The organism is Myroides sp. DW712 (assembly GCF_046557355.1).
In the GTDB taxonomy this organism is placed as follows: domain Bacteria; phylum Bacteroidota; class Bacteroidia; order Flavobacteriales; family Flavobacteriaceae; genus Flavobacterium.
Genome location: NZ_JBKFDO010000006.1, coordinates 148,327 through 163,414 on the forward strand (window position 1 = coordinate 148,327; position 15,088 = coordinate 163,414).

Sequence of the window (15,088 nt, forward strand, 5' to 3'; positions counted from 1 at the left end):
ACACCAATTGCTTTGTTCCATTTTTTTTATACGCTATTTTTTTTCTTTCTCCTGTTTAATTGATAGGCATAAAAAAATCCAACTAAGGCTCCGACTAAATGCCCCTGCCAAGAGACTCCTTCTGCAACAAGATGAGGGAAAATACCGTACATCAACCCTCCATAGAGAAAAGCTACAAAAACAGAGAGTAAAATAAGTATAACTTGACGGGAAAAAATACCGCTAAAAAAGAGGAAGGTAGCCAACATATAAATCAATCCACTAGCACCAATATGACAACTAATTACTTGGTTTTTCAAATAGCCAAAATCAGGTAACAGCCATAAAAGAGCTCCTGTCAATAGCCATCCGGAAAGCAAAACTCGATATGCTTGTCTGCGATAAAACAAAAAGAGCATCACCAATAGAACAAATAAAGGAGCTATATTGCTAATCAAATGATCTAGATTGCCGTGAAACAAAGGGCTTAAGAAAATTCCTTTAATTCCTGCTAAACGCCAGGGCATTACACCATAACAAGCTTGAAAAACACCGACATATTGTAAGACATAGATAAGCCACAAAAGAGCCACTAAACCTATAGCGGGATAAAAAGCCTCTTTCTTCCTTGATAATTCACTTTTTCTCAAGATAATAGTATCGAATTAATAGAAGTAAATATACACTTTTATCCTACGACCTCTGCTGTTTTTAACGGGAATTCTTCTTTTTGGACGTTGAATTTATTTCATTTTCACCTTTATTTTTATAAATAAAAAGACATCATAAGCTAGATGTAAAATATACCTAAAACTTCTAATTTTCAGTAAATCAAAAACTTAGAAATACATTAAATACATCAATTACCCATTATAATTAAAGTAAATTCATTTTATTCGAAAAAAAATGAAAAAAACACAAAATAAAATTAAACGTTTGTTTAATTTTGTACCCGACTAAAACGGATACCATGGCATTAAATGAGAAACAAAAGGAGATTTTATTAGTTGCGGAAGAGCTATTCTGCCAAAAGGGAATTGATGGTACAAGCATACGTGATATTTCAAAAGCAGCAGGGATTAATGTAGCCATGGTCAACTACTACTTTGGTTCCAAAAGTGCCATGGTTACTGCACTATTTGAAATTCGATTAACGCGAACAAGAGAAATGCTGGTGGATCTAACGGGGAATACGGAATTAAACCCCATGGAAAAGCTATTGGCTTTTGTTGAACACATGATGGCTGTACAGCTAGAAAATGCTGATTTTCACATCATTTTGATGAATCAATTGGCTCGAAAGGAGAATGCTCCTGCTATTTCAGAAGGAATTACCCTTTTAAAACGAGAAATTATTCAAAACATTAACCACTTTATAGAAGAGGGATATGCCAGTGGGATATTTCTTGCCAAACCAGACCCTATTGTTTTCGTTGTGTTTGCCATGGGCATTATTAGTTACTTAATTCACCACGAACACATGTTATCAGACTATTGGAGTTTGGAAGATCACCATGCGTATAGTTTATACCTCAAAGAACATATTTATCCTTATTTAATTCAATCCTTTCAATCAATATTAAGCTACAATGAACAAAAGTAATTACGTCTTACTTGCTTCATTACTCTTTTGTCAAGCTTTTGCCCAGACGCCAACAACACTCACCTTGGAGCAGGCCATAGCACTAAGTTTAAAAAACGGCAAAGAAATAAAAAAAGTAAAAGCAAGTACAGAAGCCGCTAGACTTCAGATTCACAGCGCGCAAAATATGCGTTATCCTGAACTAGAAGTATCTGGAACCTACAACCGTCTTTTTAATGGTACCGATATCAACCTAAAAGTACCACTCCCCACTTCAACGCAAGACAATCAAATGCCTGAAGTACAACCCGAGCATTTAATGATTGCTCAAGCAAAAGCCAATCTTCCTTTATTTAGTGGTTTTAAAATTACAAATGCAGTCACGCAAAGTAAACAATACTATGCGCTCGCTGAACTAACAGAAGGAGCTACAACAGAACATGTGGTCTATCAAACCATCAACTTGTATTTTTCTTTATACAAAACCCAACAATCCATCGCATTGTTGACGGAAAATTTAAATCGAGCCCATCAACGTACCCTCGATTTTGAACAGTTTTTGGCAGAGGGAATAATCGCAAGGAATGATTATTTGCGCACTCAACTTCAGGAAGCTAATGTGGCTTTATCGCTAGAAGAGACAAAGAATACCCAGAAAAATATTTGCACGCGTTTAAGCGTCTTACTGGATTTAGATAAAGAAGAAACTATTGTTGCTGAAAAAGTGAAACCTGTAGCTATTTTTCCAACAAAAACAGGAAATCTTTCTTCGCGTAAAGATGTGCAAAGTGCAACAAAAATGGAGGAGATTGCTCAAACAGCCATCAAAATTGCAAGAGGAAACTTCTTCCCTTCTATTGGTTTAACAGCGGGGTATTCTGCTATACAGCTGGATCAAGTGGTAGATATTACCAATGCAACAAGTGTGGGTATTGGTTTAAAATACGATTTAACACAGCTATTTAAAAATAGAACGGAAGTCAATAAAGCAAAAGCAAAGAAAACAGAAGTCGACTACCAAGTACAACTCGTTGAGGACGCCGCAAAAATTGAAATTGAAGAAGCATTTAATGCATATGAACTGGCTTTAAAAAAGAATGCCGTATTAGTAAAAGCGTTAGAACAGGCCAATGAGAATTATCGCATTGTTAAGGATAAATATGACAATGGCCTCACCGACACCGATCATCTATTAGAAGCGGATGTACAACAGCTACAAGCCCAAATCGATACCATGTTTGGAGAGGCAGATGAAACCCTGACTCTTTATCAATACGCATATAAAACAGGTAAATTAATAGACAACTTACAACTAAAAAATTAAAATGGAAACAAATCAAACACCCTATAAAAAGCCGTTAAACAAAAAATTTATTGTGGCTTTAGCTGTCCTTGTTGTATTTGGTGGTGGTTATGGTAGCTATAAATATATCCATGCACTCGCCCATGAAACAACAGATGATGCTCAAATTGAAACCAAAATAACTCCAATTGTATCAAAAATTCCAGGCTATATTAAAAAGATATATATCCAAGATAATCAAGTGGTTAAAAAAGGAGATACGCTTATTTGCTTGGATGATTCCGAATATACTATTCAAGTACAACAAGCAAGAGCAAATTATCAAGCAGCATTGAGTCAATTGGAAGTTGCCCAAGCAGGAGAACATACAAGTCAATCTACAGTTCTTTCTTCTCAGGCTGGTGTATCTACAGCACAGGCCAATGTAGCCACTGCTCAAGCGAATATCGAAGCGGCGAAAACACAGCTCTGGAGAGCTGCGAATGATTATGACCGCTATAACCGTTTGTTTCAAAGCCAATCCATTACCAAGCAACAATATGAACAAGCGTTAGCTGCTAAAGAAACAGCAGAAAAACAACTGGTGATTTTACAAGAACAATTCAAAGCTGTTGAGAAACAAGCCCAAGCTATTGCACAACAAGTGAATATTAGTAAATCACAAGCCGTGGCCTCTACCGCTCAAATTGATGCAGCCAAAGCTTTAGTGGATCAGGCGAAGGCCAATTTAGATCACGCTACGCTCTACTTATCTTATACAGTAATCACAGCCAAAGAGGATGGACAAGTTTCTAAGATTAATTTACAAGCTGGACAATTAATTCAACCCGGACAAGGGCTGTTTAATACGGTACAAAAGAACAATATGTGGGTTGTGGCGAATTTTAAAGAAACACAAATGCAAGATATGCGTGAAGGTCAGTCTGTTAGTATAAAAGTAGATGCTTTTCCCAAACATAAGTTTGAAGGAATCGTTCATTCCATGTCCCCAGCAACTGGTGCCAAATTTGCACTGCTACCACCAGATAATGCTTCAGGTAACTTCGTGAAAACAGTACAGCGTATTCCAGTTAAAATTACATTTACCAACCCACAAGATGAAATGTTAGCACATGTTAAACCAGGAATGAACGTCGATATTGATGTAAATATAAAAAGTGGACGATAAACGAGACGACTATGAGTGAAGAAAGCTTAGTAGAGCACGGATATCGTCGAATTATCATTACCATTACAGCCATTCTATGTGCACTATTGGAAATTGTGGATACTACGATTGTCAATGTTGCCATGAATGATATGAAAGGAAGTATAGGTGTTTCCTTGACGGATATCGCTTGGGTTGTTACAGCCTATGCGATTGCCAATGTAATCGTAGTGCCCATGACGAGCTGGCTCTCTCAACAATTTGGAAGACGCAATTATTTTGCCGCCTCTATCATCATCTTTACGGTAGCTTCTTTTTTATGTGGGTATTCCACTACCTTATGGGAAATTATTCTTTTTCGTTTTATTCAAGGTTTAGGAGGTGGTGCTTTACTCGTAACCTCTCAAACCATTATTACAGAAAGTTATCCCGCAGAAAAAAGAGGTGTTGCACAAGCGATATACGGTATGGGGGTGATTGTAGGTCCTACTTTAGGTCCTCCCCTAGGTGGTTATATTATTGATAATTATTCGTGGCCGTTTATTTTTTATATCAATGTGCCTATTGGAATAGTAGCCACTATATTGACCTTATTATATGTGAAGAGTCCGCGATATGCTGAAAAAAGCAAGTTAAAAGAAGTTGATTTCTTGGGTATAATTTTATTAGCCATTGCTGTGGGCTCGCTCCAATATGTATTGGAACACGGTCAACAAGACGATTGGTTTGAAAATTCAACCATCTTAACTTTGTCTATTACGACTGTATTTGGATTTTTCTTTTTTATATGGCGTGAATTAACCTGTGAAAAGCCCATCGTAAATCTACGGGTACTTAAGGATTCTAATTTAGCCATCGGAACCGTATTATCTTTTATTCTCGGATTTGGATTGTATGGTTCTACGTTTATTATTCCGATTTACACGCAATCCATCCTTGGTTGGACTGCTACAGATGCGGGTATGTTACTCGTACCTAGCTCCTTGATGACAGCGCTCATGATGCCACTAATTGCTCGTATGCTACAACGAGGTGTTCCACCTAAATATCTGGTAGCTACTGGATTTTTGGTCTTCTTTGCGTACAGCTTCTGGGCACATATGATTTTAACACCAGATACGGGAAGCGAGCATTTCTTCTGGCCTCTAGTAGTGCGTGGTGTTGGCTTAGGTTTGCTATTTGTTCCCATTACGACGCTCTCTCTTTCTAATTTGAGAAACAAACAAATTGGTGAAGGTGCTGCCTTTACTGGAATGATGCGTCAATTGGGAGGCTCCTTCGGAATTGCCTTGATTACCACCTTTATTTCCCGATGGACGGTGAACCATCGATTGGCTTTGGTAAGCCATTTGGATACCGCCTCTTTAGAGATGCAAAATCGCGTAGCTACTTTACAACAAAGTTTTATTGCGAAGGGATTTACAACAGATGAAGCCTTGCAAAAAGCCTATACCCTATTGGATATGGGGGTAACCAAACAAGCTACAGTACTAACTTATATGGATGTATTTATGTTTTTGGGAATACTATTCTTAATTTGTATTCCCTTTATCTTACTACTGATTAAAAAAGGCGCTGGAAAAATTATCGCTGGTGCAGGACATTAAATTTAAATTTGATGACTCCTAAATTCAATAGAAGAGGGTGCCGTAAAAGGGCACCCTCTTCTATTGTTTACTACCCTTACGGACTCTATGCGGAGTAATCCCCTATTCTTCTTTCGTGTTTTAAAAAAAAGGATGATTTCCTATTATATAGTTTATATAAGGTGTAGCTGTAGGTTTTGTATCTTTTTTTAACTACTCGTTGCGTTGATCTTTTAATTTTTGTCGTTCTGTTTTATAACGCGATTTACGCTTGTTTTTTTCCCGCTTTAGCGTGTACTTGTCATTCTTATACTGATGCTCCATTTGCTTAATGTCCTGCTCATATTCTTTTTCTAAGCGATCAATTTTCTTTTCAAGGGCGTCTTTTTTTAGATCATTAGAGTCATGCTTAACTTGATAGTACTCCCATTTTTGATACTGATCATCATTCAAAATGCTGCGAATATCGGATCGAATCTGTTCGGAAAGTTTTCTTTTTTTCAGACCCTTTTCATAACCAGATAAACTTCGATCTCGATTAATAGCAGCGTATTCTCTACCAATCGTTCGCTTGCGTGCAATTAATTTTTCTTTTTGCTCTACACTAATTCCATAGGTCTCACTTCGGTCAACAAGCTCCGAAATATCAACAGAATTTTGCTGGTTTCTTTGTCCTTGTTGAGCGTATATTCCTGTAACCATTAAAAACGCAAGGCCTACTACATACTTTTTCATCACTTTTTTTATTTACTATTACTAATCACACAAATTACTTCTTCTTTCCATATTTTAAAAATATAATCAGTTAATTGGCTAATATTAACATATATTAACCCATAAAACTAGACCAATTACTTATTTTGTTCATTATAAACTTTTTTTTCTGATACAATTGGATGATACAAGTACTCGTTTTTTGCCCCTTATTGTGCATAGACTTATAGCCAAAAAAAATAGGGTTCTTGATTGAACCCTATTTTCTACTCTAATTTTTACTTATTCTCTAATGATAAATTGAACACTTTGCTGTCCGTCTTCGGTTTTTAATACTAAGAAATAAGAGCCAGTCGCTACCGTTGAAGGAATCATAAGACTTGAATTTCCTTGTTGTAATTTTCCTCTCTGAATCATTTGTCCTTTCAAATCGTAAATGATATACCCTATAGTCTCTTGATGTTCTTGAGCTAGGTTAACATAAAGCGCTTGATTTTTCTTCACTGGATTTGGATACACACTCAATTCACTTTGAGTTGGTGCTTCAATATAAATTGGGCAACTTGTAATTTTCTTGCCATTGTGCAAGGTTAACTCAACGTGATAGGTCGCACCAACTTCTAAAACATCTCCATACTTATTACCCGCAGAATAGGCTTGTTGTGTACCAACAGGTTCTCCATTTTTAAACCATTGGTACGCCGTGAATACATAGCCTGTATTGGTTTGTTTGTTGTTGTTAACCAATAACACATTGTTGTACTTCTGATATACTATTTTATCTGTTGGTATGCGCTTGTCAATAATTACCTTATAGGTTTCCGTATTTCCTTGAGGAGATTGTACTTGAATGATTTGTTCATATTGTCCATATTCTGGAACTTCAACTACAAAACTTCGAGAAGGAGTAACAAGTGTACCTTCTAAGGTCTCTACCTGAATTGTAACGGATGTTTGTGGTGAATCACAGCCAATCATCACATAGACTTCCTTGTCTATTTTACCATAAGATACTCCATCTACAATTAAATCAAAGATGTCAGTATTCTTACTCACTACTTCAATCGTTCGTGAAACAGGCACTGCTGCATTGTAATTTTCATTTCCTGCTTGACGAGCTGTTATTGTCACAAAACCAGGACGAATAAAACTTGTAGCTCCTGATGTACTAACGGTTGCAATCTCGCGATCCTCTTCATAGTCAATACTAAATGTTACTGGTAAAGAAGAACTGGCTGTTGCCACCAATTGTAGCGTTGGCGTGTCTTCTAACAGTACTTCAGCTGGAGCATCAAAATCAATCACTTGATCCGCTTTAACGATGGTCAACGTAGCTGTTAACGTCAAAGGTTCATAACTTACGCCATAATTAACTACAGCTGTAACTTCATAAACTCCTACATTAATTTTATCATTATTTGTATAGGTCACTACTGCATCTGCAGGTATATTTCCTTGTACAGCCAATGATTTAGCTGTACCATCATAAATAAAAGTACGCGATACGAAAGACACCCCAGTAATAGAACCACTAACAATCTCAAAATCAGATGAAACAAATGAATCTATACTATAATTAGTGTTCGGTAGTAAGCTTCCTTGTTCAATTGGATAAAGTCCTATAGCCTCGCCTGCTTGACGCATTAAACGTCCTGACATCACCTGAGTGGCTAACTCGCCACGTTGTAAACCTTCTACAGTATACGTCAACAACGGATCAGCTTGACCAAACATTTTACGCTGATTTTCATTTGCACGAACTGTGATAAATGCAGGTTTAATTTCAAATTTACTATCATTGTTAATCTGGAAAATATAGTTGCTCAATGGAGTATTTAAACTACCCGATTCATAAGCATACCTTCCAACATTTTCACCACTTTCTCGACTAAGCGTTCCTTGTAGAAGAGCCGCAGTATCGTCAAATTTGAAACCAGAAGCTGTAAATGTAAATTCAGGGTCTGCCGCGCCATAAATCTTCTGCATCCCAACCGTAGGTTGAATGAATAAAGTAGCTGGAGTAATCGTCAACTGTCCTTCTTCATAAACCAAAATATAATTCGAATTAGTTAAATACAATCCTCCTTGGTTGATGGTATATACCCCAACATTTTCTCCTGTAACACGGTTCAACTGACCTGATACAACAGCGGTATCCGTAAACTTTAATCCCGTAACAGTATAGGTTAATTCGGGATCTGCATCTCCATATACCTTAGTTAAAGCATTAGCCGTTACGTATAATCGCGCTCGAGTAATTTCAAAAGAAGCCCCTACGAAAGTAATATCGTAATTAGGTCCTGCATAAAGATTCGCTTGTACAAAAGTATAATTACCTAATTCTTCACCTGGATCTCTACTGAATCCAACCTCTACTACACTCGGTTCGTCATCATACTGTAAGCCTTCGACTTCAAATGTAAATTCTGGATCTGGATCTCCATATTCTTTTTCTTGATCTGGATCCGCAGTAATGGTTAACATCGCTTTGTTTACCGTTAAAGTAAAAGTTACATCTTCTGCAGGTAAATAAATCATATTCCCCTCTTGACTCGCTGTAATTTGAGTCGTTCCTGCTCCTTTAATACGGAATTGTCCATCTTCAAAAACAACAATACGCTCATCCTCAATTCGATAAGATAATGATAATCCACTATCCGATTCTCCGTGAGTAAAGGCCGCATCTCCATAATCTTTAACGAGATCCACAGCTGTAATTTGTTGTGTTTCTGTTGGTTCTAATGTTGTAAAAGTTACTGGTCCATACAGCGTTCCACAAGGTAAGGGTTGAATGTACACATCATACGTGGTAGCTGCTGCTAAATCTTGGAATAAGTATGGACTTGTAACCGTAGAAACAGTTGTACCTGTTCCTCGTTCAAAACCAGTTTCTCCATATTCTAAGGTAAATGATGATGCAGAAGAGACTATAGCTAAGGAAATACCATCTGCCGCGTCAATATCCACGGTTGCTTCCGTAACCGTGTGAGGAGCAACCGACACCACTACTTCTTCACGTGCAGATTTACATCTAGACGAAAATATCCAGTTATAATACCCCATATAATAGCTAGATGAATATTCATTTCCAGTAATAGAGGCTACTGGAGAAGTATAAGGATAAGAAGCACCTCCTGTGTTTCTTCTAAGTCCTCCACTAGGTAAACCTGGTTCAATCGTATAGGTTCCAGGTGGTAAATCAATATTGATTGGTATCGTTTGCACGGTTGTTCCACCAGTACCCACTGTCGTATAATTGATTGTTCCTACTGTAGCAGAACCTGTTGATCCTGTTTGTCTGATTGTCATACGACCTTCACGACCATCTTGGTATGGATATACATCGATTGTTTTTAAAGTTGCTTGTTGCAAAACGGTAAAGTCAACATCCCATGATAGTGTCCAGTTGTCTTGGGAGTTACTTACAGCCGCTGCATTAATTGGCCCTGTTGGAAAATCATTTGTGTCATCTGAAACTACTTCATACCAAAGAGAAGTGGTAGCTGAGACTGTAGTTGTATATGAATTTCCAGTATGTACAGGTGTAGTTGCTGTTCTTGAATTATACCAGTTTACGTTGCCTTGTGTTGCTACTTCTAGAGTAACTGTACCAGGTTCACAAAGAACTAAATCAGATTCATCTGTAATGAATTCATATTCTGGGTAATTACAAAGTGTTTTAAATGTTTTTCGCTCACTCCACTCACTCTGATCAGTCGAAGAACAAATCGTTTGCACATAAACGATATAATCGGTTTCTGAATCAAGATTAGTCAGCGCGAAAAATAAATCTGTAGTCGTAAAGGTATCCACTAACCCTATTGCTTCTCCAGGTTGACCCGAAGTACGGAGTTCTACCTTATATTGAACTCCTGTTGTATTTCCATGTAAAGGAAGTTCCCACGTTACTCTAGCTGTTGATTTTCCAACTTGGACCACTTGTAAATTGGCTGGAAAATAACACGTAGGTGGAGGTAAAATTTCAATTGCATAATCTTCCGTTTCTGCATAGGTAGAAAAGGCTGCACATGGGTTTAATTCCGTTCCATTTTTATTGTGCTGATACTGCACTCTTAATCGATAGATACCAGGGGGTATAGTTGCTGGTACTTCAAAAGCCGGGAAATTAACAGTGGCATTTGCTGCAATAGTATTGCCAATTACCGCTACTTTTTCATCTGCATCAAAAACTAAATTTTGATTATAATCAATCCAAATAGCTGCTCCGTGATTTCCACTTCCTGACCCACTAGTTAAAGACGCAACATAAGACACACCTCCTTGCAATTGAGCAGGTGCAACTGTATGAGCATAATTATTATATCCATTCACTCCTTCTGAATCAGGAGAACTATGATTTAAATTACTCAATTTAAAGGTGCGAATCTCATCGCCATTGTTTGTTGCACCAGTAGGAATACAATAGCGTAAGGTATTGAATCGATAAGGCCCTACCCATGAACTTACACCATTCGTTGTACCACAATCTTGGCGTACATAATAATCATAATCCATATCAAGATTCAATCCACTAAGCGTTCCTCCATTAGTAAAATCGGTCACTAAAGTTCCTGCTGTGTCTAGGTCAAATCCTCGAAGTCCCCATTTAATATCAAACAAAGTTCCAGAACTGGTCCACGTTAAATCTGCACTTGTAGCTGTTGTATTAGTTACCCCTAGTTCAGTAGGTCTAGCACAAGTACCTGGTGGTAAAATTTGAACCGCATAATCCTCAGTTTCTGAATAACTACTTGTCGTTGAACAAGGATTTAAATCCGCACCTGCTTTACCAGAATGATACTGTACCCTCAATCGATAAATACCAGGTTGAACCGTTACTGGCACGGTAAATGCAGGAAAATCAACGGTAGTATTAGTTGCAATAGTATTCCCAATAACAGCTACTTTTTCATCTGCGTCAAAAACTAAATTTTCATTGTAATCAATCCAAATTGCTGCACCATGGTTTCCACTTCCTGATCCACTAGTTAAAGAGGCAATAAAAGAAGAGCCAGCCTCCAGTTGCGCTGGTGCAACCGTTGTAGAATAGTCTGTATATCCATTTACCCCTTCGGAGGTAGCTGAATTATTGTTTAAATTACTCAACGAAAAGTTTCTAATTTCATCTGCATTATTTGAAGATCCCGTCGGGATACAGTACCCTGTTCTAAATGCATAAGGTCCTATCCAATCTGTTACACCATCAGCTCCACAATCACGACGAACATAATACTCGTAGTTTGTATCTGCCGTTAATCCAGATAAAGTTCCCCCATTGGCAAAACCAGGAACTAAAGTTCCTGCTGTTGCCACATCAAACCCTGAAATCCCCCATTTTATATCAAATAGGGTACCTGTACTGGTCCAAATCAAATCTGCACTTTCAAAAGTGGTATTATTGACTCCTAACATACTAGGTAATGCACAAGCAGGTGGCGGTAGAATTTCTATCGCGTAATCCTCTGTTTCTGAATAGGTACTTATCCCTGCACAAGGTGTTAAAATTTCACCAGAGTTGTTATGTTGATATTGTACACGTAGTCGATAAATACCAGGAGGTATTGTCTCTGGAACAATAAAAGCAGGAAAACTAACGGTAGAATTTGCTGCAATCGTATTTCCAATAAAAGTTACTTTTTCATCCGCATCAAAAACTAAGTTTTGATTGTAATCAATCCAAATTGCGGCACCGTGAGTTCCTGATCCAGCTCCACTCTTCAAAGAAGCTACATAAGAAGTACCCGCTTCCAATTGAGCAGGTTCAACTATATAGGCATAATTTATATAACCATTTACTCCTTCTGAAGCTGGAGAACTATGATTTAAATTACTTAAGGTAAAGTTTCTAATCTCATCCGAGTTACTAACTGATACCGTAGGTACACAGTAACTTAATGAATCAAAGCTAAAAGGACCTGCCCAATTACTTAATCCTGTATCACCACAATCTTGGCGAACATAATAATCGTAATGAGAGTCTATCGAAAGTCCACTTAATGTTCCGCCATTAGCAAAGCCAGTCACTAAGGTACCTTCTGAAGTAACGTCAAATCCTTCAGTTCCCCATATAATATCAAATAAAGTTCCTGTACTAGTCCATGTTAAATCAACCGTAGCAGCAGTTAGATTTTCAATACCCAAAGTACTAGGTTGTAAACAGTCTGCAGGTGGCAGAATCTCTATCGCATAATCCTCTGTTTCTGCATAGGTAGAAAAGGCTGCACATGGGTTTAATTCTGTTCCATTTTTATTGTGTTGATATTGCACTCTTAACCTGTAAATCCCTGGAGGGATAGTTGCAGGTACTTCGAAAGCTGGAAAACTAGTTGTGGCATTTATGCCAATTGTATTACCTATTACGGCAACCTTTTCATCTGCATCAAAAACAAAATTATTATTATAATCAATCCAAATTGCGGCACCGTGAGTTCCACTTCCTGACCCACTAGTTAAAGACGCAATATAAGAAACACCGGCCTCTAATCGCGCTGGTGGAACGGTTTGTGAATAATCTTTATATCCACTAACGCCTTCACTAGGATCTGAATTATTATTTAAATTACTTAGTTTAAAATTTCGAATCTCATCGGGATTATTGGCCGCACCTGTAGGCACACAGTAACCTGTTCTAAATTGAAAAGGTCCTGCCCAGGCACTTACCCCATCTACTGCACCACAATCACGACGCACATAAAAATCATAATCCGTATTGATTGTCAACCCAGATAACGTCTCTCCATTCTCAAAACCAGTCACTAAAGTTCCCGCTGTACTCACGTTAAATCCTCTAGCTCCCCATTTGATATCAAATAGCGTTCCTGGGCTCACCCAAACCAAATCAGCACTCGTTGAGGTCATATTTTGAACCCCCAAGTTACCTGGTTCAATACAATCTGGTCTGATTTCACCTGAAACACCAAAAATGTTTAAAAACCCATTCGTTGAACTCGTTTTTACAACATCAATTTTTTGTACAACTTTGGTTTGATTGGCTGGATCAATAGCTATAGCAACCTGAAATAATTTAGGATTCCCCGTATTGTTATCTGGAAGCTGTGTCCCTGTACGCGATACGCGTCCAATCCCTCTAATAGCCACAGGAGGTGTACCTGTATCATACCAATCGGGTACGGATTGCGTGCCAAATGATTGCGTGGTTGCATCCGTAAAAGTAATTGTTCCCGTAAAAGTAGAAGTAGCACTTCCAGAAGTAACCAAAATAAATAATTTACTCAATTGCTGAGTCGTTTGTATGGCTAGTGTTCCTGTGCCATTATTGGCATTGATTTTCAACGAATTATTTTGGTCATAAGCCGCCAGTTGAAAGGTTAATCCTGGAGTTGAAGTTGCTATTGTAGTGATCAATCCATCATTCGGTAAACCTACCGTAGCGCCTGGATAAGACCTACTCATAAAAGCATTATTCGCACCAGTCGATGTTGCATCTACTGCAGCCGTTGAATGAGTTGACGCAGGGCTATCCTCTGCTATTACATCTTCATTAAATCCAGAAGTAATAACCAAAGGCGTATAATTCTGTCCTTTGCTTAGTTGTCCGGATAAGAGCATGAAGATCAAAAAGAACTTTAAAAGTAGTTTTTTATTCATAATCGTTGATTTGGTTATTTCGTTTATTTCCTTTTATCATCATATGGCTGGTCACCATTATTCTTTAAAATGTTAATTTTTAAAATAAAAATTTAGACTATTTTCACTAAATCAAGTAAAGGTCTTTTTCTATTTATTTACAAATAAGCACTAATATAATAATTAAAATGAAATAGTATTAATTTTTATGCAAATAACTAACCTAAACATTAAATATAAAAACACAACTAAACACACAAATCTTATTTTTGTTAATAAAATCATAATACAAAAGTTTTATTTTGTCCTTAATTCCAGTTCAAAAAAACTGCGTTTTGTCCAGTAACAACTGCTTTTAATTCCTTCACTCCCATTTCATTTTCACTTAAATTTGTAGAAAAAACATGATATCAAATAGTGTTAGAAGAATACTGGACTTTTTAGGTATAGCCCCAATAAAAGTACCTGAGGCAGAAGTGGTCGATATTGAAATGTTATCCCCCTCTATCAAGCGTATTCAAATAAAGGGGCAATTTGAGAAACTCCATTTAAATAGTGGGGCTTACATTAGTTTTACACTTAACTATGTACAAACTAGAAAATATACTATTGCCACACTAGATAAAGAAAAAGGTTGTTTAGAACTTCTTGTCTATTTACATCACCACAAGGGGAATGGGCAACGCTTTATGGATCAATTGAAAATTGGAGATCAAATGAACATGAACAGCTTGCGTTCGAATAGCAATCATTTAAATCTGGCTACTTCAAAATATGTTTTTTTTGGGGATGAAACTTCTTTAGGACTCGGGTTATCGCTATTAAATAAATGGAAACAACAACAGGTTGATTTCCTCTTTCTATTTGAGTTAGATAAAGAAAATCAAGACCTACCAGAAAAACTTGGTTTCGAACAAACATGGGTTTATCCGAAAAAGAATACCTTCAGAAATGAAAGAATGATTGGACAATTGGAACCAATCAAATCAAATCAATGGAAAGATGCAGTTTTTTTACTAACAGGTAACGCAAAATCAATTCAAATTTTCAGAAAAGTAATAAAAGACAAAACCACAAGTAAAGTGTATACTCGTGGGTATTGGATTGAAGGAATTGAAGGGTTGTAAGTTTTTTTTGCTTTTTTGTTGGTTGCTTTTTGTAAAATTCACATCATGTAAACATTGTCAACC

At 37.2% G+C, this 15,088-nt stretch carries 8 protein-coding genes; 5 read left to right on the forward strand and 3 right to left on the reverse strand.

The window, feature by feature from the left end:
- Positions 1–26: 26 nt before the first annotated feature.
- Complete coding sequence (locus tag ACLJX0_RS06815; protein ID WP_410879372.1) at positions 27–629, reverse strand: rhomboid family intramembrane serine protease; 603 nt, start codon at positions 627–629, stop codon at positions 27–29.
- 320 nt (positions 630–949) lie between these two features.
- Here ACLJX0_RS06815 and ACLJX0_RS06820 point away from each other — a divergent pair, with 320 nt between their 5' ends.
- From ACLJX0_RS06820 to ACLJX0_RS06835, 4 genes are read left to right on the forward strand one after another with little or no spacing between them, the layout of a single operon-like run.
- Entirely contained in the window at positions 950–1,582 is a 633-nt protein-coding gene (locus tag ACLJX0_RS06820; protein WP_410879373.1) for a TetR/AcrR family transcriptional regulator, read from the forward strand.
- Positions 1,569–2,885 (forward strand): TolC family protein, encoded by a 1,317-nt coding sequence (locus tag ACLJX0_RS06825; RefSeq protein WP_410879374.1) that lies wholly within the window; start codon positions 1,569–1,571, stop codon positions 2,883–2,885. Before ACLJX0_RS06820 ends, ACLJX0_RS06825 begins: the two co-directional genes overlap by 14 nt.
- Before the next feature lies 1 nt (position 2,886).
- Positions 2,887–4,032: an HlyD family secretion protein gene (locus tag ACLJX0_RS06830; protein WP_410879375.1), complete on the forward strand. Its 1,146-nt coding sequence runs from the start codon at positions 2,887–2,889 to the stop codon at positions 4,030–4,032.
- 11 nt (positions 4,033–4,043) lie between these two features.
- A complete protein-coding gene (locus ACLJX0_RS06835) occupies positions 4,044–5,618 on the forward strand; it encodes a DHA2 family efflux MFS transporter permease subunit (protein WP_410879376.1) in 1,575 nt (524 codons plus the stop codon).
- A 192-nt stretch (positions 5,619–5,810) separates the two neighbouring features.
- On the opposite strand, the gene ACLJX0_RS06840 is transcribed toward ACLJX0_RS06835, so the two are convergent.
- Positions 5,811–6,332, reverse strand: coding sequence for a hypothetical protein (locus ACLJX0_RS06840; protein ID WP_410879377.1), 522 nt, complete (start codon positions 6,330–6,332; stop codon positions 5,811–5,813).
- A 261-nt stretch (positions 6,333–6,593) separates the two neighbouring features.
- Positions 6,594–13,919: an MBG domain-containing protein gene (locus ACLJX0_RS06845; RefSeq protein ID WP_410879378.1), complete on the reverse strand. Its 7,326-nt coding sequence runs from the start codon at positions 13,917–13,919 to the stop codon at positions 6,594–6,596.
- Between the two features lie 383 nt (positions 13,920–14,302).
- Between ACLJX0_RS06845 and ACLJX0_RS06850 the strand changes: the two genes are divergently transcribed.
- The gene (locus ACLJX0_RS06850) at positions 14,303–15,025 is read left to right on the forward strand and encodes an FAD-binding oxidoreductase (RefSeq protein WP_410879379.1); all 723 of its coding nucleotides are present in this window, start codon (positions 14,303–14,305) and stop codon (positions 15,023–15,025) included.
- Positions 15,026–15,088: the final 63 nt, after the last annotated feature.